This window comes from Vibrio sp. PBL-C16 (assembly GCF_034321865.1).
Lineage (GTDB): Bacteria > Pseudomonadota > Gammaproteobacteria > Enterobacterales > Vibrionaceae > Vibrio > Vibrio alginolyticus.
This window is the reverse complement of the sequence record NZ_JAXLNY010000002.1, coordinates 2,768,423-2,786,894: the sequence shown is the minus strand read 5'-3', so window position 1 is coordinate 2,786,894 and position 18,472 is coordinate 2,768,423. Positions and strand designations below refer to the sequence as shown.

At 45.9% G+C, this 18,472-nt stretch carries 18 protein-coding genes and 1 riboswitch; of the genes, 10 read left to right on the top strand and 8 right to left on the bottom strand.

Annotated elements, in window-relative coordinates; genetic code table 11:
* Window position 1: 1 nt before the first annotated feature.
* Together UQW94_RS20965 and UQW94_RS20960 are read left to right on the top strand one after the other, a co-directional pair.
* Window positions 2–349, top strand: coding sequence for a gamma-glutamylcyclotransferase family protein (locus UQW94_RS20965; RefSeq protein ID WP_025768359.1), 348 nt, complete (start codon window positions 2–4; stop codon window positions 347–349).
* Window positions 350–398: 49 nt separating this feature from the next.
* Window positions 399–761, top strand: coding sequence for a DUF2799 domain-containing protein (locus tag UQW94_RS20960; RefSeq protein WP_017633454.1), 363 nt, complete (start codon window positions 399–401; stop codon window positions 759–761).
* A gap of 73 nt (window positions 762–834) precedes the next feature.
* Here UQW94_RS20960 and ppa read toward each other — a convergent pair whose 3' ends face one another.
* The gene (gene ppa / locus UQW94_RS20955; protein ID WP_005379635.1) at window positions 835–1,365 is read right to left on the bottom strand and encodes an inorganic diphosphatase; all 531 of its coding nucleotides are present in this window, start codon (window positions 1,363–1,365) and stop codon (window positions 835–837) included.
* A gap of 127 nt (window positions 1,366–1,492) precedes the next feature.
* Complete coding sequence (gene fbp, locus UQW94_RS20950) at window positions 1,493–2,509, bottom strand: class 1 fructose-bisphosphatase (protein ID WP_005383114.1); 1,017 nt, start codon at window positions 2,507–2,509, stop codon at window positions 1,493–1,495.
* A 312-nt stretch (window positions 2,510–2,821) separates the two neighbouring features.
* On the opposite strand from fbp, the gene mpl reads away from it, so the two are divergent.
* The 5 genes from mpl to thiQ all read left to right on the top strand — a co-directional run bounded on the left by mpl (window position 2,822) and on the right by thiQ (window position 8,395).
* On the top strand, window positions 2,822–4,180 hold the full coding sequence (gene mpl, locus UQW94_RS20945) for a UDP-N-acetylmuramate:L-alanyl-gamma-D-glutamyl-meso-diaminopimelate ligase (RefSeq protein ID WP_161440778.1): 1,359 nt from the start codon (window positions 2,822–2,824) through the stop codon (window positions 4,178–4,180).
* Window positions 4,181–4,185: 5 nt separating this feature from the next.
* Complete coding sequence (locus UQW94_RS20940) at window positions 4,186–4,824, top strand: flavin prenyltransferase UbiX (protein ID WP_033906022.1); 639 nt, start codon at window positions 4,186–4,188, stop codon at window positions 4,822–4,824.
* A gap of 37 nt (window positions 4,825–4,861) precedes the next feature.
* Window positions 4,862–4,998, top strand: a riboswitch (TPP riboswitch).
* 72 nt (window positions 4,999–5,070) lie between these two features.
* The gene (gene thiB / locus UQW94_RS20935) at window positions 5,071–6,063 is read left to right on the top strand and encodes a thiamine ABC transporter substrate binding subunit (protein WP_322142537.1); all 993 of its coding nucleotides are present in this window, start codon (window positions 5,071–5,073) and stop codon (window positions 6,061–6,063) included.
* Window positions 6,064–6,104: 41 nt separating this feature from the next.
* Window positions 6,105–7,691 carry a thiamine/thiamine pyrophosphate ABC transporter permease ThiP gene (gene thiP / locus UQW94_RS20930; protein ID WP_322142536.1) on the top strand — a complete coding sequence of 529 codons (1,587 nt, stop codon included), beginning with the start codon at window positions 6,105–6,107 and terminating at the stop codon, window positions 7,689–7,691.
* Window positions 7,691–8,395, top strand: coding sequence for a thiamine ABC transporter ATP-binding protein (thiQ, locus tag UQW94_RS20925; protein WP_005379648.1), 705 nt, complete (start codon window positions 7,691–7,693; stop codon window positions 8,393–8,395). The genes thiP and thiQ overlap by 1 nt, the downstream gene beginning before the upstream one ends.
* 18 nt (window positions 8,396–8,413) lie before the next feature.
* Here the strand turns inward: thiQ and UQW94_RS20920 are convergent, their stop codons facing one another.
* Complete coding sequence (locus UQW94_RS20920; protein WP_042522435.1) at window positions 8,414–9,361, bottom strand: LysR family transcriptional regulator; 948 nt, start codon at window positions 9,359–9,361, stop codon at window positions 8,414–8,416.
* A 92-nt stretch (window positions 9,362–9,453) separates the two neighbouring features.
* Here UQW94_RS20920 and UQW94_RS20915 point away from each other — a divergent pair, with 92 nt between their 5' ends.
* On the top strand, window positions 9,454–10,530 hold the full coding sequence (locus tag UQW94_RS20915; RefSeq protein WP_025768366.1) for an alkene reductase: 1,077 nt from the start codon (window positions 9,454–9,456) through the stop codon (window positions 10,528–10,530).
* 63 nt (window positions 10,531–10,593) lie between these two features.
* Here UQW94_RS20915 and UQW94_RS20910 read toward each other — a convergent pair whose 3' ends face one another.
* From UQW94_RS20910 to argR, 4 genes are all read right to left on the bottom strand, one after another.
* Window positions 10,594–11,031: a universal stress protein gene (locus UQW94_RS20910; RefSeq protein WP_005379654.1), complete on the bottom strand. Its 438-nt coding sequence runs from the start codon at window positions 11,029–11,031 to the stop codon at window positions 10,594–10,596.
* A 45-nt stretch (window positions 11,032–11,076) separates the two neighbouring features.
* Window positions 11,077–13,656, bottom strand: a complete 2,580-nt coding sequence (locus UQW94_RS20905) for a TRAP transporter permease (RefSeq protein WP_017820274.1) — start codon at window positions 13,654–13,656, stop codon at window positions 11,077–11,079.
* 291 nt (window positions 13,657–13,947) lie between these two features.
* Window positions 13,948–14,916 carry a TAXI family TRAP transporter solute-binding subunit gene (locus UQW94_RS20900; RefSeq protein ID WP_005379657.1) on the bottom strand — a complete coding sequence of 323 codons (969 nt, stop codon included), beginning with the start codon at window positions 14,914–14,916 and terminating at the stop codon, window positions 13,948–13,950.
* A 405-nt stretch (window positions 14,917–15,321) separates the two neighbouring features.
* Window positions 15,322–15,792, bottom strand: a complete 471-nt coding sequence (gene argR, locus UQW94_RS20895) for a transcriptional regulator ArgR (protein ID WP_005379659.1) — start codon at window positions 15,790–15,792, stop codon at window positions 15,322–15,324.
* A gap of 359 nt (window positions 15,793–16,151) precedes the next feature.
* Between argR and mdh the strand changes: the two genes are divergently transcribed.
* Together mdh and UQW94_RS20885 are read left to right on the top strand one after the other, a co-directional pair.
* A complete protein-coding gene (gene mdh / locus UQW94_RS20890) occupies window positions 16,152–17,087 on the top strand; it encodes a malate dehydrogenase (RefSeq protein ID WP_005383098.1) in 936 nt (311 codons plus the stop codon).
* A 113-nt stretch (window positions 17,088–17,200) separates the two neighbouring features.
* Complete coding sequence (locus UQW94_RS20885) at window positions 17,201–17,392, top strand: hypothetical protein (RefSeq protein WP_005379661.1); 192 nt, start codon at window positions 17,201–17,203, stop codon at window positions 17,390–17,392.
* 93 nt (window positions 17,393–17,485) lie between these two features.
* Here UQW94_RS20885 and ispB read toward each other — a convergent pair whose 3' ends face one another.
* Complete coding sequence (gene ispB / locus UQW94_RS20880; RefSeq protein WP_005383097.1) at window positions 17,486–18,457, bottom strand: octaprenyl diphosphate synthase; 972 nt, start codon at window positions 18,455–18,457, stop codon at window positions 17,486–17,488.
* Between the last annotated feature and the right edge of the window lie 15 nt (window positions 18,458–18,472).

Below are 18,472 nucleotides of genomic sequence, written 5' to 3'. Positions count from 1 at the left end.
TATGCAGCATTTGATTTTTGTCTACGGCACGTTACGCAAGGGAGAGTACAACCATCAGTATTTGCGCTCGGCGCAGTTTCTTGGTTTACATGAAACGGATGCTCAATTTGCAATGTATGACTTAGGCCCTTATCCAGCGTTGTCTGTTGGGCAACGCTCGATTCAAGGTGAAGTGTATCTGATTGATGATGAAACCTTATCTGAGCTAGATAGGTTAGAAGATGTGCCAGTGGAATATCGCCGAGAGAGCATCGTTACGCCTTTTGGCCAAGCTTGGATCTACTTATATCAAGATACTGAGCAGTTAACCGAAGAAATCGCTTCCGGAGATTGGTGTCAAAAGGTGTGAGCTATACTGACATTATCAATAGCAACGAGCTAAACACTAAGGAGTCACGATGAAAGCATTCGTAATTGGAGTAATGGCGTTGCTTCTTGCTGCATGCGCACAAACAACACTACCGACTTCGAATAATGTGACCGATTGGCAAGTGTTTGGTAAGCAGTCAGCTTTAGATGGATTACGGGAGTTATCTGAGGAGCGAATTGCGAAGCTGGATGATGTTAACCATGCGACGCCAGAACTGATAATGGCTTATCAAGCGGGTTACCAGCAAGGCAAGCAAGAGTATTGTGAGCAAAGTGCTTATATGCTCGGTGTTATCGGGCGTCCGTATTTTGGCATTTGTGATGATGTTGACCCCTTCTTTCAACATGACTACGACGCTGGACGAATGTCTTCAGCAGGCGCACCTATCTAGTTGACACAGGTAAGATGAAAGCAAAAGAGCTGCCCTAGAGCAGCTCTTTTTAATTTTGTATCAGCAGTGATGCTTATTTTTTCTGAGCTCGCTCGTAAGATTCTAGGATTTCAGCTTTAGCGGCAGCAACATCTGCCCACCCATCCACTTTCACCCATTTGCCTGCTTCAAGCTCTTTGTAACGCTCAAAGAATTGCGTGATCTGCGCTTTCAGTAGTTCTGGGATATCGTCCACATCTTGGATGTGCTCGTACTCTTTCGAGATTTTTGAGTGGGGAACCGCAAACACTTTTGCATCTTCACCCGATTCATCTGTCATCTTCAAAACGCCAACAGGACGGCAGCGAATGACTGAACCTGGCATGAGTGGGTATGGTGTTGGTACCAATACGTCGACTGGGTCGCCATCAAGAGACAGGGTATTGTTCACGTAGCCATAGTTGCATGGGTAGAACATTGGCGCAGACATGAAACGGTCGACAAATACAGCACCAGAGTCTTTATCTACTTCGTACTTGATTGGATCTGCATTTGCAGGAATTTCGATAACGACATAGATATCTTCAGGCAGCGACTTGCCTGCTGGTACATGGTTTAAGCTCATTAGAATATTCCTTTTCATTAACGATGAGCCACACAAAAGCGGCTTCATCTGATGATAAATTCGCGTTTCACTTTAGCGACAAAAACGCGGCAGGTAAACACCTGCCGCGTTGGACAAAGGTCTGAAATTATTCTTCGTCGCGGTGCAGTTCAAGGAACTCTTCCACTTTGCGAACCATGTTCTTCGAACCCACAAAGAAAGGTACACGCTGGTGCAACTCAGTAGGCTTGATGTCCATAATGCGATTCACGCCGTCCGATGCAATGCCGCCAGCTTGCTCAATGAGGAATGCCATAGGGTTACATTCGTAAAGCAGGCGTAGCTTGCCTTGTGGGTGGCTTTGTGTGCTTGGGTAAAGGTAGATACCGCCTTTCAGTAGGTTGCGGTGGAAATCTGCAACCAGCGAGCCAATGTAGCGAGAAGTGTATGGGCGACCGTCTTCTGGCACGTTTTCTTGGCAGTACTTGATGTACTTCTTCACCCCTTGAGGGAAACGAATGTAATTACCTTCGTTGATGGAGTAGATCTTACCATCATCAGGAATCATCATGTTTTCATGAGAAAGACAGAAGCTGCCGATAGATGGGTCGTAAGTAAAGCCGTTTACGCCGTTACCAGTTGTGTATACCAACATGGTGGAGGAGCCGTAAATTACGTAGCCCGCAGCCACTTGTTTGTGACCAGGTTGTAGGAAGTCTTCTTCAGTTGGTGGAGTACCGATTGGAGAAACACGACGGTAAATCGAGAAGATAGTACCAACAGAGACGTTCACATCGATGTTAGAAGAACCATCAAGTGGGTCCATCAGTACTACATATTTGGCGTTTTGGTTGAGTTCTTTATTGAACGCAACTGCTTCGTCTTCTTCTTCACTGGCAACGCCACACACTTGATCACGAGCTTCAAGCGCGGCTTTGAACTTATCGTTCGCGTAAACATCGAGCTTTTGCTGATCTTCACCTTGGACATTTTCCGTGCCTACAGCACCAGTGATATCACCGAGACCCGCTGCGTTGATTTCGCGGTTAACGATTTTTGCAGCTAAACGAATGGAGGCTAAAAGGGATGATAGATCACCGCTAGCGTGGGGGAAATCCGCTTGTTTTTCGACAATGAACTCGCCTAGGGTGCGCAGTCCTGACATGGTTAATCCTTACATTTTCATTTCATTGGGGGTAGTGCGCAAGTGAGCATCTCTTTATGGATGTTAAACGATTGCGCTGGATGTAAGTTTAAGTCGCAGATCTTTTTAATGGTAATGAAGTAACTGTTTGAGATCTCAATTTATTTGTAGACTTGTTTGAGGGATTCATCAGTAAGCAAGAGGTTGTACAGTCTGTGTTCAACCTTGTCATATTTGTGAAAGGGACTGCAAGAAGAAGGCTAAAGTCACTCGCTTTTCAGGCGGTAATCGCGATAATGAAAGCATTAAAAAACGCATTACAAGGTTTAGTTTATGCACATTCATATCTTGGGTATCTGTGGCACATTTATGGGCGGCGCAGCGATTCTAGCGCGCCAATTAGGACATAAAGTCACTGGTTCTGATGCCAACGTTTATCCGCCAATGAGCACACTGCTTGAGTCTCAAGGTATTGAAATTATTGAAGGCTTTGACCCGTCTCAACTCGACCCCCAACCAGATCTTGTGGTGATTGGTAATGCGATGAGCCGTGGCAACCCTTGTGTCGAGCATGTGCTCAACACTAACATGCGTTACACCTCTGGCCCGCAGTGGCTCAACGAGTTTTTGCTGCATGATCGTTGGGTATTGGCGGTATCGGGTACACATGGGAAAACGACCACGTCGAGCATGCTTGCTTGGATACTTGAAGATTGTGGTTATCAACCGGGTTTCTTAGTCGGTGGGGTACTCGGTAACTTCGGAGTGTCTGCTCGTTTGGGTGAAAGCATGTTTTTTGTCGTTGAAGCGGACGAATATGACAGTGCTTTTTTCGATAAGCGTTCTAAGTTTGTGCATTACCATCCTCGCACTTTAATCATGAATAACCTTGAGTTCGATCATGCTGATATCTTCGATGATCTAGAAGCGATCAAGCGCCAATTCCATCATTTAGTGCGAACTGTACCGGGCAATGGATTGATCTTAGCGCCGAGAAAAGATCAGGCGTTAGCGGATGTATTAGAGCGTGGCTGCTGGACTGAAAAACAGTTCTCTGGTGAGAATGGTGACTGGCAAGCGCACAAATTAGTGCTTGATGGCTCAAAATTTGACGTTGCGTTGCAAGGCGAGAAGGTTGGTACCGTCGAATGGAATTTGGTGGGTGACCACAATGTGGATAATGCGCTGATGGCAATCGCTGCTGCACGACATGTTGGAGTCACTCCGGATCTTGCTTGCCAGGCATTAGGGCGTTTCATCAATACCAAGCGCCGTTTAGAGCTGAAAGGTGAAGAACAAGGTGTGACGGTTTACGATGATTTTGCGCATCACCCAACGGCAATTGAACTTACTGTCGGTGGTTTGCGTAACAAGGTAGGTGAAAAACGCATCCTTGCTGTGTTAGAGCCGCGTTCTGCCACCATGAAGCGTGGTGTACACAAAAACACACTTGCAGAGTCACTACACAGTGCAGATGAAGTCTTCTTGTTCCAGCCAGATAATATCGAGTGGTCTGTGCAAGACATTGCCGATCAATGCAAACAGCCAGCGTTTGTCGATGCGGATATAGATAACTTTGTAGCCAAGATCGTCGAACGTGCGCGAGCAGGTGACCAAATTCTAGTCATGAGTAATGGTGGCTTCGGTGGTATTCACGGAAAACTTCTTGAGCAGTTAAAACAAAAAGCCTGATTGATATGCAAAACAAAACACAACCCTCTCATAAAAAAGCCATCACGTTGGCATTAACGGGGGCTTCTGGTGCTCCCTACGGCCTTCGTCTTTTAGAATGCTTGGTTGCGGCGGATTATCATGTCTACGTTCTGATTTCTTCGGCGGCTCGTGTTGTGATGGCAACCGAGCATAACCTTAAGCTGCCAAGTGGCCCAGAAGCGGCGCAGCAAGCATTGGTAGAGCACCTGAACTGCAATCCCGATAATATCACCGTTTGCGGTAAAGATGACTGGTTCTCACCGGTTGCGTCTGGTTCTGCTGCACCAAAGCAAATGGTGGTTTGCCCATGTTCTGCGGGAAGTGTTGCGGCCATAGCACACGGTATGTCGGACAACTTGATCGAACGGGCCGCTGATGTAGTAATGAAAGAGCGCGGGCAGCTGTTGCTCGTGGTTCGCGAAACGCCATTTTCAACGCTACATCTGGAGAACATGCACAAGCTATCGCAAATGGGCGTCACCATCATGCCAGCAGCTCCGGGCTTCTACCATCAGCCAAAGAGTATTGAAGACTTAGTGGATTTTATGGTGGCAAGAATTCTTGACCACTTAGGTATTGAGCAAGGTTTGGTGCCTCGTTGGGGTTATGACCAGCGTTCGTGAGCTGATTGTGTAACCACTCAAATACCTTTACAATCCATCCAACTCATCGGGGAGCAAACCCATTTAGCATTGAGTCAATCAATGCATTGGGGCGCTGAGACCTAAGTGTTTAACTAGGGACCCGTATTACCTGAACCAGATAATGCTGGCGTAGGAATTGAGTCTGGATATTGGAAGTCCTTAATAGCCGCCTCAAACCCTGTGCCGCTCAACTTATTTCTCTGAAATACTCATGGAGAGCGAGCAGTGAAACCCACTCTAAATCTGATTGCCCTAGCTGCAATAACCTCTACTTCAGCGTTTGCCGCTGAAAACACATTAACCATCTATACCTACGACTCTTTTGCCGCAGATTGGGGCCCGGGTCCTAAAATCGAGCAAGCTTTTGAAGCAAAATGTGGCTGTGACGTTAACTTCGTAGCGTTGGACGATGGTGTGTCGATTCTGAATCGTCTTCGTCTTGAAGGCGGTAATAGCAAAGCGGACATCGTATTAGGTTTGGATAACAATCTGATGGCAGAAGCGAAGAAAACCGGTCTGCTTGCCGAGCACAATGTGGATACGGCTAACACAGTGTTACCAAACGGTTGGAGTGACACGACGTTTGTACCGTACGATTACGGCTACTTCGCGTTTGTGTACAACAAAGAGAAACTGGCTAATCCGCCGAAAAGCATGAAAGAGCTGGTGGAAACGCGCGACGATCTGAAAGTGATTTACCAAGATCCGCGGACTTCAACGCCGGGCCAAGGCTTAATGCTATGGATGAAATCTATTTATGGCGACGAGGTGACGCAAGCGTGGCAGAAGCTAGCGAGCAAAACCGTAACGGTCACGAAAGGTTGGTCTGAGGCGTATTCTATGTTCCTCAATGGTGAGTCCGATTTAGTGCTTTCTTACACCACCTCACCTGCGTACCACTTAATTGCGGAAAACGACTCGAAGTTTGCGACGGCGAATTTTGCTGAAGGCCACTACATGCAAGTTGAAGTAGCCGCCAAAGTGAAAGGGGCAAAAAATTCAGAACTTGCTGATCAATTTATGAGTTTCATTTTAAGTGATGAGTTCCAATCGGCGATGCCAACGGGTAACTGGATGTACCCAGTCACTGACGTTGAGTTACCTAAAGGTTTTGAAACTTTGAGTGTTCCAAGCAAGTCGTTGAGCTTTAGTGCTGATGAAGTGGCAAAAATGCGTAAGTCTTGGATTCGCGAATGGCAAAGCGCATTGACGTTTTAGCTGACGTTTCCATCCTCATCTGAATGAGATAGGTTTTACCTTTGAATTCTGTTCCAAAAATAGGTTTAGGGGTCGCGATGATCATCGCGACCTTTGTTATTTCTGCCCTAGGTGCTTTGATTGTTCAAGCCCCTTCACTTGATGTGTCTTTGGTATGGGGCGACCCGTACTATCAACATGTCACCAAGTTCAGTTTCTACCAAGCGTTTCTTTCCACATTGCTCAGTGTTGGCTTTGCCATTCCAGTAGCGCACGCACTTTCGCGTCGCCAATTTATTGGTAAATCATTACTGCTTAAGCTGTTTGCATCGACACTGGTTTTGCCGGTTTTGGTTGGTGTTTTTGGGCTGTTAGCGATTTATGGCAACAGTGGTTTGTTGGCGCAGTGGTTGCAAAGTTTCGACACTAAACTGCCATTCTCTATTTACGGTTTGAACGGCATTTTACTCGCCCATGTGTTCTTTAATTTACCTTACGCGGCACGATTGCTTCTGCAAGCCTTGGAGTCTATTCCTGCCGAGCAGCATAAGCTTTGCGCGCATCTTGGGATGAGCCATTGGGATAAGTTTCGCTGGGTAGAATGGCCGCGTTTAAGGCAGCAGCTTCCCCACGTTTGTGGGTTGGTGTTTATGTTGTGCTTTACCAGTTTTGCCACTGTAATGGCGTTGGGGGGCGGGCCAAAATCCACCACCATTGAATTGGCCATTTACCAAGCGATTAAGTTTGATTTTGATTTACAAGCTGGGGCGTTATTGGCGCTGTGGCAGATGCTGTTATGTGGACTGCTTGCTATTGGAGTGCAGAAGTTAACAAGGCCTGTTTCTATCAGTGCTGGAAGCACATCGGTACAGCAATATTTAACGAAGGATCATGGGTGGTCAAAAGCTTGGGATAGCTTTTGGATCATAGGTGCCTTTTTACTGGTAATACCGCCGTTATTGATGGTGTTACTGAGTGGCATCAACCAACAAGTTTGGACAGTATTAACCGATGAGCGTTTTTGGTCTGCGCTATTGAACTCCCTCAAAGTCGCCTGTGTCGCTAGCGCGCTTGCGGTCGCTGCAGGGGTGTCCATACTATTGACCAGTCGCCGTTGGCGGTTGCAGTACAAAAACACGCGAGCCGATCAGATTGAGTTAATCGGCACCGTTATTTTGGTGACTCCAGGTCTGGTGATTAGCACCGGTTTATTCTTACTACTGCGCGCATTTACCGATGTTTTTAGCTTGGCATTTTTTGTCGTGATTTTGGTGAACGGTTTGATGGCTTTGCCTTACGTGATCAAAACGCTAGCGCAGCCAATGCTGCACATTGAACAACAGTATCAGTATGTATGTGCCAGCTTAGGCATGCGTGGCTGGCAACGGTTTAAAGTGGTGGAGTGGCAGGCGCTACGCAAGCCGTTTGCACATGCGTTTGCGATCAGCTTTATGTTTGCAATAGGGGATTTAAGTGCCATAGCACTGTTTGGTGGACAAGAGTTTCGTACCTTACCTCTGTATTTGTTCCAGTTGCTTGGCAGTTATCAGATGGACGCAGCTGCGGTGGTATCGGTGACCCTATTGTTGTTGAGTGTGGGCTGTTTTGCCTTGATTGAGAAAGTATTGAAAACGAAGGAGAGAGCGTAATGTTAGTGTTGGATGATGTGCAGTACACCTACCAACGTGAACTGTTTCGTTTTGACTTAACGATTGAGCAAGGACAGATTGTGTCGCTGATGGGACCAAGTGGGGCAGGGAAGTCAACCTTGTTGGCGTTGGTGGCAGGATTCATCCATCCTGACCGTGGTGATATTTGTGTTGATGGTGAGTCCATTGTGCGTAAAGAGCCTTATCTGCGTCCGTTCTCTATGTTGTTCCAAGAGCACAATTTGTTTGCTCACTTATCGGTGCGTGACAACATCGGTTTGGGCTTACACCCAGGGCTAAAGCTTACGGTGGACCAAAATCGTCAGATTGAACAAGCCGCGCAGCAAGTTGGTGTTGCAGAGTACCTCGACCGTTTGCCAGAGCATCTTTCTGGTGGCCAGCGTCAACGTGTTGCCTTAGCGCGTTGTTTTGTTCAGCCTCATCCCATGTGGCTGTTGGATGAGCCGTTCTCGGCGCTTGATCCGGTGTTGCGTGAAGAGATGCTGAGCTTGGTAAAAAAACTGGCAGCAGAGCGGGGAATAACCGTATTGATGGTCACGCACCATTTAAGCGATGCCAAAGCGATTGCCAGCCACTTTGTGTTTGTGGCGGATGGTAAAGTGGAAGCCGCGGGTGATATGTCTGCATTGAGTGAACAGCATGCTAGTGAGAAGCTTGCGGCATTTATCCGAGCCGCATGCTAGTGCCTGATAGTTGCTAGGTCATGCTTCTCCGCAACACAAACCATGCCTAGGGCCAAATTCAAATTGAGATCTTAAGCTCATGATATGGTCAATCATTGCTTGTACGCGCCGTGGGCGGTTTGCTCCAGGACGATAGACTAGATAAATAGGCATTGGTACCGTGTGCCATTGCGGCAACACTCTGACTAAGGTGCCACTTTCTAGCTCTTGCGTCATGTTTTGCACAGGTAAGTTAGCGATGCCTAGTCCTTTAAGTGCGCCTTTTAATATTGCTTCTACAGTTGTACTTGAGAAGTTACTGGTTATTGAAACATTGACGGTATTATCGTGTGAGATCAGCGTCCAAGGCCCTATTTCTGAAACATATTGATACCTCAAACAGTTGTGTTTTGTCAGGTCTTCTGGCGTTTCAGGTACGCCGAACTCAGCTAAATACTCAGGGCTAGCAGCCAGGACTCGAGTCGTATAGCCTAATTTTTTTGCGATCAATCGATCATCAACTATCTGACCGACTCGAATTGCCATATCAAAGCCGTGTGAAAACAGATCAACAAAATCGTTCGATGCTTCTAACGCAATTTGTACTTTTGGCCATTGTTTTAAAAATGGCAAAAAGATGTGTTCCGCCATATACGCATCCAACGCTGGTGGCGCGGAAATACGCAGCCGGCCTTGGATCTGTTGTTCCATCTCCAGTACGTCATGGCCAATTGAGTGGAATTCCTCAACTAAGCTTGCAGCACGCTCTAAAACCATTTGGCCAGCTTCGGTGATCACTAACTTTCGGGTTGTGCGCTCTAGGAGTTTGGCTTCAAAGTGTTGTTCGAGTTTGGTTATGGCTTTACTAACAGTAGATTTCGGTAGGTTTAACTCCAGCGCGCACTTGGTTAAGCTCAGTAGTCGACAGCTTGTGACAAAGATAGAAAGCGTTCTAAAGTCAATTGTTTCTAAATTGCGAACAATCACTTTCAATTATCCATATTGTTTCAATATTAATCTGATTATAGTCTGGCACCTCATCCTTAGCCATCAAGTTATTGTCATTTGAGGTAAACAACATGTCCAACTCTGTAGACTTATTTTCTCCTATCGAACTCGGTCAATTAGCATTAGATAACCGTGCTATTATGGCGCCTTTAACGAGAGCTCGTGCTGGCGCAGACCATATTCCTAATGACCTTATGGTTGAATACTACGCTCAACGTGCGAGTGCCGGACTTATCATTGCTGAATGCACCATGGTGATGGAAGGTACGTCTGCTTTTATGGCAGAACCGGGCATTTACAACGAAGAGCAAATCGCAGCTTGGAAAAAGGTAACGGATGCGGTTCATGAGAGAGGCGGTAAGATTGTACTGCAAATTTGGCATGCGGGACGAGCTTGTCATCCTGATCTGAATGAAGGAAAAACACCTGTAGCGGCGAGCGCATTGGCCATTCGTGATGAATTAGTCCATACCCCTTCGGGTAAGCAAGCATATACGGTACCACGAGCACTCGAAGTGGATGAGATAGCTTCCATTGTTGCGGCGTTTAAACAAGGTGCAGAAAACGCCAAGAAAGCCGGCTTTGATGGGGTCGAGATACATGGCGCCAATGGTTATCTTATTGATAACTTCCTTCGTGACGGCTCAAATTTACGTACCGATGAATACGGTGGCTCGGTTGAAAATCGTGCTCGATTTTTACTTGAGATAGTGAAAGAAGTCGTTGAGGTGTGGGGACCCGGAAGAGTCGGTCTGCGTACATCTCCGCTAAATGGATTTAATGACATGAAAGACAGTGATCCAGTTGGTTTGGTGCGTTACTTAGCAGAGCAACTTAATTCTTTCGATCTTGCTTATTGGCACGTGATGCGTGCGGATCTGAAAGGCGTACAAAAAGCAGATGTTCTCAAGCCAGCACGCGAAAACTATCAAGGTCACTTAATGGCGAACGTGGGCTACAGTGCACAAGAAGCGGCAACAGCAATTGCAGAAAACAAAGTTGATGTGGTCGCATTTGGCGTTCCCTTTATCGCAAACCCAGATTTAGTTGAGCGATTTAAGAAAAATGCACCTCTCAATGAGGCGAAACCAGAACACTTTTATTTGGGGGGAGCAGAAGGTTATACCGATTACCCAGTGATGGCATAACCCTTACTTGTTTCATATAAAAAGGACGCTAATGTTAGCGTCCTTTTTCGTTTCTGTATTTACTTAGCCTTGCGGTTTTACGACCATCACATTGATTGGAGAATATTCCACAACCTTACTCGCGACAGAGCCAAGCATTACTTTATTGATTTTAGAGCGCTTGTGGCTTGGCATAATGATGAGATCAGCGCCTAAACGTTCTGCATAATCAAGAATGGTCGCGTAGGCCTTGCCTTCAGCAACATGCACTTGGTAAACCACATCTTCAGCAATATGCTCATTAGCGAAAGTTTTTAGTTGCTGCTTCACGTCTTGCTTCATTTTGGCCGCAGCATCTTTCGGAAAGTATGTGGCAACCATCGACATGTGAATACCAGGTAGTACAGTCAGAAGATGGATTTGAGCATTTGCTTGCTTTGCCTGCCAAACCGCTAGTTCAACCGCTCGGTCTGAAAAGCCTTGGTCATTTAGATCAACCGGAACAAGAATTTGTTTGTACATTCAATGTCTCTCATTAAGGCCCCTTTATCCTCGGGGCCAAATCGGTTATGCGCTCAATTGTTCCTTACGAGCACGACGTTTTTGGTTCATTGCAAGCACCAGCAAAATCATTAAGCATGGTACAAACACCCACTCTTTCATCGGACGGTCTGCATCCTGGATAACCCACTTGATTTCCCAATCAAAGTCGATACCTGCGGACTCTGCTGGACTACCAAATTCAACCATATCGACAATCATTTTGTTGTCACTTTCGGTCAGCATCAGACCCATAGATGAAATACGTGCGTCTGCTGTTGTCGCACTGTCTTCGAATGGAAGACGAACCGTTTTCTCAATGTAGTCGCCCTCAAGGTTTTCACCGGCAACACGTAACTCCAATGATTCTCCTACATTTAGTGTTTCCGTGATTTGAGCTACCTCAACGCCAGGAGAAAGAACTTTCGCTGGGTACAGCATGTCCCACCAAAAACCTGGACGGAAAAACGAAAATGTCAGTACTAATAATAGGACTGTTTCCCACCACTTGTTACGCGTGAACCACCACCCTTGAGTTGCCGCAGAGAATATCAGCATTGCAATGATCGATGAGATGACTGTGAGTGCCAAATGCCACCAAGAGTCGATCCCCATTAACAATAGCTGGGTATTGAACACAAACATGAACGGCAAAATAGCGGTTCGAATATCGTAAGTAAAACCTTGGATACCAGTACGAATTGGATCTGATTTCGCAATTGCTGCTGCTGCAAAAGCCGCAAGGCCTACAGGTGGGGTATCGTCGGCCAAAATACCAAAGTAGAAAACGAACAAGTGCACCGCTATCAACGGAATAATTAAGCCATGCGCTGCGCCGAGCGTAACAATAACCGGCGCCATTAGCGTAGAGACCACGATGTAGTTCGCCGTTGTTGGCAGACCCATCCCCAGAACCAAGCTAATGATGGCGGTAAACAGCAGCATAAGAATGATGCTGCCACCAGAGATAAACTCGACGAAGTCGGTCATCACTAGGCCGATACCCGTTAGTGTAACAACACCAACAACGGTGCCCGCTGCCGCGGTTGCAACGCCGATACCAATCATATTGCGCGCACCAGAAACTAAGCTCTCGGCAAGATCGACAAAGCCATCTTTGGTTTGCTGAAGCATGTCTCCTTGCTTTGACAGCAGTGCAATCAACGGACGTTGAGTCAGCAAAATGAAAATCATGAATACCGTTGCCCAGAATGCCGAAAGGCCAGGTGAGAAACGTTCGACAGTCAAACACCAAACCAATACGACGATAGGGAGTAGGTAGTGCAAGCCTGACTTAACGGTTGGGCCAGGATCAGGTACTTCTGTTAATTCTGCATCAATCTCAATTGCGCCATCTTGCACGTGATTTGCTGAGACTTTCACCAACCCAACGTACGCGATTAATAGTGCGACGGTAACAATTGGTGTCGCGGCATCACCAAAGACGTCCTTTGTCCAACCCACTCCGTAGTAAACCAATGCGCTGATCACACACAATCCTAAGATTGTGCCAGTAAAGGACAGCAGACTTTGTACTAGTGTTGGATTGTGGCGACGAGGAAGGCCTGTCATGCCTGCTTTACATGCTTCAAGGTGAACAATGTAAATTAAAGCAATATAAGAGATTAGCGCTGGAAGTAGGGCAGCTTTAATCACCTCAACGTAGGAGATACCGACGTATTCCACCATCAAAAATGCTGCTGCACCCATGATTGGCGGTGTTAACTGACCATTGGTTGAAGCCGCTACCTCTACCGCACCCGCTTTTGTGCCGGGAAAGCCAACACGCTTCATCAGTGGAATGGTAAAGGTGCCAGTTGTTACTACGTTTGCGATTGAAGAACCAGAAACCAGACCAGATAAACCTGATGCAACAACGGCCGCTTTAGCAGGGCCACCTTTCATATGGCCAAGCAACGAGAAGGCAACTTTAATGAAGTAAGCACCAGCACCAGCGCGTTCCAGCATTGCTCCAAACAATACAAACAAGAAGACAAAAGAGGTAGAAACACCTAGCGCAACTCCAAATACGCCTTCAGTTGTTAGCCACAAGTGAGACATGGCCTTGTTCAAGCTTGCCCCTTTGTGCGCGATAACGTCAGGCATGTAAGGGCCTGCAAAGGTGTAAGTAAGGAAAACAGCAGCCACGACCATTAATGGTGGACCAAGTGCTCGGCGTGTTGCTTCTAAAAGGAGGAGCATACCGATAACAGCAACAACGATATCAACTGTTGTCGGTGCGCCTGAGCGTCCTGCTAGCTCAGTATAAAAAAGGTATATATAGGCTGCTGAAAAGCTGCCTGCCAACGCGAGTATCCAATCAACAAGAGGGATATGATCGCGAGGAGAATTCTTCATCGCTGGATAAGCAGTGAAAGCCAAAAAGATCGCGAAAGTAAGGTGGATAGATCGCGCTTCCGTGTCGTTCAGTACGCCAAAATTGAAAATAAATGGTAACGGGGATGCGTACCATAATTGAAATAGTGACCAACACAGAGGAACAAACCAAAGGATTCGTCCTTGCATTCCCGAAGGGCTACGTGCACCTGTGTCTGCCTGAGCCACCATTTCTTGCACATCTTGTGACGGAGCTTGATTCGTCGCCATGTACTTTTTCCTTATTATTGATGGTCCTGTCTGATTTTTATCGAGAACCACACTTCGCCTCTATCAGTGTAGTGAATGGAGCGAAGTTTGCTTTCGAGTATTTTGCTGCCTGAACTCAAAGTGTTGATTGTTGGATACTCTGTTAGGCGGCGTTTAAGTTTTCTTGGGTATGAGCTCGCAGTTTTCAGAAGAAAACTGGCGAATGAAGCATGCAGTTAGAACGTGCTACAACCTGTATGCTCAAACAGGCAGAAAATATTCTTTCCTGCCTGTATGTAGAGTCTGAGGTAATTACTTAATTAGACCCATTTCTTTGTAGTATTTTTCTGCACCTGGGTGAAGAGGAATAGAAAGACCAGCTTTCACCATGTCTTCTTTCTTCAAGTTTGCGAATGCAGGGTGTAGACGTTTGAAGGTATCAAAGTTTTCAAACACAGCTTTTGCCACGTTGTAAGCGACATCGTCTGAAACATCAGAGGTCGTTACCATTGTTGCTGCAACACCAAAGCTGTTTACGTCTTTGTCTGTACCGCGGTACATACCAGCCGGTACTGAGCTAAAGGCGTAGTATGGGTTGTCGGCAACAATTTTATCGATTTTAGGGCCTGTTGCTGAAACTAGCTTCGCATCACATGATGTGGTTGCTTCTTTGATTGAACCGTTCGGGTGGCCGACCATGTAAATGAAGGCGTCAATTTTGTTATCACAAAGTGCCTGAGAGCGTTCAGAGCCTTTTAGCTCAGACGCCAATTTGAAGCTGTCGTTTGTCCAACCCATCGCTTCCATGACAACGCCCATCGTTGCACGGTCACCAGAGCCTGGGTTACCGATGTTTACTCGCTTACCTTTCAGGTCTTCAACGTTTTCAATACCTGAATCTGCACGCGCAATGATGTTGAAAGGTTCTGTATGAAGAGAGAACATTGCGCGTAGCTTCTTGTACGGGCCTTGTTCTTCAAACTTGCTCGTACCGTTGTAGCCGTGGTACTGCCAATCCGATTGCACGATACCAAAATCTAATTCGCCTGCACGGATAGTGTTAACGTTGTAAATTGAGCCACCAGTCGATTCTACTGAACAACGGATGTTGTGGTCTTTACGACCTTTATTTACCAACTTACAGATAGCACCACCAGTTGGGTAGTAAACACCTGTCACAGAGCCAGTACCGATGGTAATAAACTCTTGAGCGTTAACTGCGCCTGCGCCCATTACGGCTGCAGCGATAGCGCCTACTTTGAGAAGTTTGTTAAATGCCATGAATTTCCCTTCCTTATATTCATTATTTACCCGGAAATAACCATAAATCACTTCTGGAGTTTCCTATTTGGAAACGGCACCTTTTTCAATCCAATCGTTTGAAAAAGCGAGCGAATCATAACAAAAAATTGGCAGAAAATTATCCAATTGTTAAATGTTATAGTTGATAAGTCTGAATTTTGTATCAGGGGATAGGATTCAATTTGTGATTTAATTCTTTTTATAACAATTACTTAATTAACGTTTAGTGACTGAAATGAAAAAGATCAATTGCGTGATGTTAATCACAAAATGGGTGGTTAAAGAACGAGCGGAGTAAGCAAAAAATTTACATAAATTATGGGCTACAAAATGAGACTTCTTTTATAACCCACAATGAGTTAGCTGATTGAAGCTTTATAGAACTTAACCAGTATATTCGAACAGCTCGCACACTGATTTGAAGAGTTGCTCAGTCGTAATTGCCATGGTTGGCGTAATGAAAATGGTATCGTCACCCGCGACAACGCCAAGAATACCTTCGGATTTACCGAGTGAATCAAGCAAGCGAGCAATCAACTGTGCTGCACCTGGGCCGGTGTGAATTACCACTAACGCTGCATTACGATCGATGTCTAGTACCAGTTCACGCAGAGAGCTGCTGACTGTTGGGACACCTAGCTCAGCAGGAAGACAGTAAACCATTTCCATTTTTGCATTGCGCGTACGGACGGCGCCAAATTTAGTCAGCATACGTGAGACTTTAGATTGGTTGATACTCTCAAACCCTTGCTGTTTGAGTGCGTCAACAATCTCGCCCTGTGAGCCAAAGCTTTCTTCTTTTAACAGGGCTTTAAAGGCGCGAACTAAGTTGTCTTGTTTTTCTGAATTGCGCATAGTCATTACAAATCTCTTATTACGGGTCAGCAATTTTGCATATTCTCGCATATATATTCAGGCGGTGCCAAAGAGTCCCAGGATTATGTTAGATGCGTCACTGTAAACTATATACCACATAGAATTCTTTAGCGCGCTGAAGTAGGGCTGTATCTGTTTTCTTGAATTCCTTGTCATTTCAACAGAATAAAAGAATAATCCAAGCCCCATTTGTAGCACGGTAACAGCGAGTTGCGCGAGGTCGCAAAGCTAGCGTTAATTGATTGTAATCAAGTTGTGATTCCGATAGCTTTATTTAAGTTGGTTACAAACTACCCTACGAATACGTTTATAAGAGAAATACTCTCAAGGAGAACTACATGAAAGTAGCCGTTATTGGTGCCGCTGGTGGCATCGGTCAAGCCCTGGCCCTTCTACTTAAGAACCGTCTTCCTGCTGGTTCTGATCTAGCCCTATATGATATTGCTCCAGTAACTCCTGGTGTGGCCGCTGATCTTAGCCACATCCCTACGCCAGTTTCTATCAAAGGTTACGCTGGTGAAGATCCTACTCCAGCACTAGAAGGCGCGGATGTTGTGCTAATTTCTGCTGGTGTTGCGCGTAAGCCAGGTATGGATCGTGCGGATCTATTTAATGTAAACGCTGGTATCGTTAAATCGCTAGCGGAGAAGATTGCGGTTGTTTGTCCGAAAGCTTGTGTTGGTATCATCACAAACCCTGTAAATACAACAGTGCCAATTGCTGCTGAAGTTCTTAAAAAAGCGGGTGTTTATGATAAGCGTCGTCTATTTGGTGTAACAACGTTGGATGTTATCCGTTCAGAAACGTTTGTTGCTGAGCTAAAAGACAAAGATCCAGGTGACGTTCGCGTGCCAGTAATTGGTGGTCACTCTGGCGTAACGATCTTACCTCTACTGTCTCAAGTGGAAGGTGTTGAGTTTACAGCTGAAGAAGTAGAAGCATTAACGAAACGTATTCAAAATGCAGGTACTGAAGTTGTAGAAGCGAAAGCGGGTGGTGGTAGTGCAACACTATCAATGGGCCAAGCTGCATGTCGCTTTGGTCTGTCTCTGGTTCGTGCTCTTCAAGGTGAAGAAGGCGTAGTTGAGTGCGCTTACGTTGAAGGCGACGGCGAACACGCGACTTACTTTGCGCAACCTGTGAAACTGGGTAAAGAAGGCGTTGAAGAAGTACTAAGCTACGGCAAACTCAGCGATTACGAAAAGTCTGCATTAGGCGGTATGCTAGAAACACTAAATGGCGACATCAACATTGGTGTTGAATTCGCAAAGTAATCTAGAAAGCCTATATAAGAAGAAAGCCGATCATTTTGATCGGCTTTTTTGATCCTTGATTTCTCAACTTCGTAAAAATGGTCGAATAAAACCACGTAGTGAAGGAGAAGATGATGGAAGCGAGTCGAATCCGTAAAGGCATGGTTGTTGAGTGCCAACAAGGCGTCGGTACGATATTAGTGGTCGACCATGAAGCAGAGACGGTATTGTTGTCCAAACAAGGGACTGAACAGCAACTCGCCGTTAGCTTTGATGAAATAGAAGATGATCCACAACTGCATGGCGGTAGTGACAGATATTACTAGCGCCTCGGGCGTCGTCATTAGGTATCAAACGTAAAAAAGGAAGAGTATGCTCTTCCTTTTTGCTATAAGTCTTGCGTTATGGGTAGCTATTGATTACTTCGTGCGTTGTACTGCGACATGAGCCAGAGTAACAAGCGCTTGTTTGTATTCAGACTCTGGCAACACTGATAGTTCTGCGATTGCTTTGTCTGCTTCTTCTAGAGCTTTTTGCGTTGTGTATTCCAGAGAGCCTGCTTCTTTCATGACCGCAAGAATTTCTTCTAAGCGATCCATGCCATTCGCTTTCTCAATCGCTTCACGAATCATGATGGCGTTTTCTGGTGTGGTATTACGCATAGCATGGAGTAGAGGTAAAGTTGGCTTGCCTTCGGCCAAGTCATCACCCACATTTTTACCCATGTCTTCGCCATCAGAAGTGTAATCCATGACGTCATCAATGAGCTGAAACGCAGTGCCTAGATACTTACCGTAATTTTGCATTGCGATTTCCACATGCTCAGGAGCATCATTTAAGATTGCACCGATTTGAGTTGCGGATTCAAATAAGCGCGCAGTCTTAGAGTAGATGACTTGCATGTAGCTTTCTTCTGTCGTGTCAGGGTCGTTACAGTTCATCAACTGCTGTACTTCACCTTCGGCGATCACGTTTACGGCATTGCTCATTAGTTTAAGGATCTTCATGGATCCTAGTTCCGTCATCATCTGAAATGAGCGTGTATAGATAAAGTCCCCAACTAATACGCTAGCCGCATTGCCAAATGCTGCATTCGCAGTGGCTTTACCACGGCGCATGTCTGATTCATCTACCACGTCATCATGCAGCAAAGTCGCTGTATGGATGAACTCAATAAACGCAGCTGCCATTGTATGACCATTGCCTTGGTAACCAAGTGCACGGGCTGACAGTATCGCTAAAAGCGGTCTTAGACGTTTGCCTCCACCACTCACGATATAAAAACCGAGCTGGTTGATTAAAGAGACATCAGAATTAAGTTGGGCTTGAATTGTTTCATTCACTTTTGCCATGTCATCGGCAGTAAGCGCTTGGATAGTTTTAAAATCCATCGTATATCCGGCTGA